At 72.8% G+C, this 1,786-nt stretch carries 2 protein-coding genes; both read right to left on the reverse strand.

What is annotated here, in order from left to right; genetic code table 11:
- Positions 1-68: 68 nt before the first annotated feature.
- Entirely contained in the window at positions 69-875 is an 807-nt protein-coding gene (locus Ahu01nite_RS33825) for an aldo/keto reductase (protein WP_203840781.1), read from the reverse strand.
- A gap of 19 nt (positions 876-894) precedes the next feature.
- A partial coding sequence (locus Ahu01nite_RS33830; protein WP_203840782.1) for an NADP-dependent oxidoreductase occupies positions 895-1,786 on the reverse strand: 892 nt, incomplete at its 5' end.

The raw sequence follows: 1,786 nt of genomic DNA on the forward strand, positions 1-1,786 counted from the left end.
GGGCAGGCCGGCCCCCGCCCTCGACCGGCCTGCCCAGATAGGCCCCCGCCCAGCGCGGCCCGGTCCGGTCAGAAGGACTCGTAGTAGTCCGGGTCCGCGCCCCACAATCGGCCGCGACCGAGCCCGGACAGCGCTGTCATCTGCTCGCCGGTGAGGGTGAAGCCGAAGATGCCGAGGTTCGCCCGTTGCCGCCCGGGGTCGCCGGAGCGCGGGACGGGAATCGCACCGAGCTGGGTGTTCCAGCGCAGCGCCACCTGCGCCGGGCTGACCCCGTGCTCCGCGGCGATGCTCGCGATCACCGGGACCCGCCCCAGGTCCCGGCCCTCAGCGAGAGGACTCCAGCTCTGCGTCACGATGCCCCGGGAACCGTCGTCAGCGAGCTGGCCGGCCTGCGGGAAGAACGGGTGCAGCTCGATCTGGTTGACCGCGGGCGTGACGCCGGTCTCGGCGATGAGCCGGTCGAGCTGGCCGGTGGTGAAGTTGCTGACCCCGATCGAGCGGATCACCCCCTGTTCCCGCAGCTTGATCATCGCCCGCCACGATTCGACGTACAGGTCGAGGCGGGGCAGCGGCCAGTGGATGAGGTACAGGTCCACGTAGTCGAGGCCGAGGTTGCGCAGCGACACCTCGAACCCTTCGAGGGTCTTGGTGAAGCCGTGGTACCGCCCGGGCAGTTTGGTCGTCACCCGCAGCTCCGCGCGGTCGATACCCGACCGGCGTACGGCCTCGCCGACCTCGGCCTCGTTGCCGTACTTGAGCGCGCTGTCGAGCAGCCGGTACCCCGCTTCGAGACCGCTCAGCACCTGCCCGGCGTCGAGCGCATAGGTGCCGAGCCCGACCGGAGGCAGCCGCTTGCCGTCGTTGAGCGTGATCAAGACGCCACCACCCCAGGGGTCACCGCTCCACCACCAGGGCGAGTTTGCCGCCGCCGTGGCCGGAGCGGAGCAGCTTCAGCGCCTGCACCGCCTCGTCCAGCGGGAACGTGTGGGCCACCGGCACGACCAGGCGCCCGTGACGGGCGAGATCTATCAGGTGGGCCCGGACGTTGTCACGGAAGGTCACGCTGGCACGGGTGCCGCCCACGGCGTGGAAGCCTTCCTCGTACGCCCGCGCGTGAGCCGCCGTGGTGACGATCCGCCCGCGGTCGGCGACGAGAGCGAGTGACACGTCAACCGCCTCGTCCACGCCGACGCAGTCGATCGCCGCGTCCACCCCCGCCGGGGCGAGCCCGCGGACCCGGTCGGCGAGGCCCGGCCCGTACGGCACGGGGGTCGCGCCGAATCCGCGTACCGTGCTGAAGCCCGCCGCGGAGGCCGTGCCGATGACCCTGGCTCCCGCCTCGCGGGCCTGTTGCAGCACGCTGACCCCGACCGCTCCCCCGGCACCGTGCACGAGGATCGTGTCCCCGCCCGTCACGCCGGTGAGATGCAGCGCCTCCGCGGCGGCGGTGCCGGCCAGCAGCAGGTTCGCAGCCTGCGGGAAGTCCAGCTCGGCGGGTTTGCGGAAGACGTCACGGGCCGGCGCGGTCACCTCCGTGGCATATCCCCCGGAGATCCGGAACGCCAGCACCGGATCCCCCACGCCGAGTGAGACACCGTGTCCCACAGCCTTGATCACCCCCGACACCTCGAAGCCGAGCGGCTCGGGCAGGTTCTTGTAGTCGATCGGGTTCACCCCGGCGGCCCGCACCGCGATGGTCACCTCGCCCGCCCGGGGCGCAGGGGCGGCCCACTCGACCAGCCGCAGCGAGTCGAGCCCCCCCCCCCCCCCCCCCCCCCCCCCCCCC

Source organism: Winogradskya humida (genome assembly GCF_016862215.1).
Taxonomy (GTDB): Bacteria; Actinomycetota; Actinomycetes; order Mycobacteriales; family Micromonosporaceae; genus Actinoplanes; species Actinoplanes humidus.